1 protein-coding gene is annotated in these 315 nt (G+C 71.7%); it reads left to right on the plus strand.

Annotated elements, in window-relative coordinates:
- On the plus strand, positions 1 to 315 hold a 315-nt coding region (locus IEY93_RS38970), incomplete at both ends, for a hypothetical protein (RefSeq protein ID WP_229691729.1).

The raw sequence follows: 315 nt of genomic DNA on the forward strand, positions 1-315 counted from the left end.
CTCGTTCGGGATCAGCGGCACCAACGCCCACGTCGTCATCGAGCAGGGCGAAGAGATCGGCCAGACCGGTCAGAGCGGCGCGACCGACCCCACGATCGGGGACGTCGCCGGCTCGGCGGCCGATCTCGGTCAGCCGATGCCGTGGCTGGTCTCTGCCAAGGATGACCAGGCGCTGCGTGCGCAGGCGGCCCGGTTGGCCGCCTGGACCACTGAGGCGACCCGGGACGCCACGTTCGGGGAGGTGGGTGCGGCTCTGGCTCGTGGTCGTGCGGTGCTGGAGCGTCGTGCGGTGGTGCTGGGCGCGGATCGGGATGA

Origin of the sequence: Sphaerisporangium melleum (genome assembly GCF_014646695.1) — a bacterium.
Classification (GTDB): Bacteria; Actinomycetota; Actinomycetes; order Streptosporangiales; family Streptosporangiaceae; genus Sphaerisporangium; species Sphaerisporangium melleum.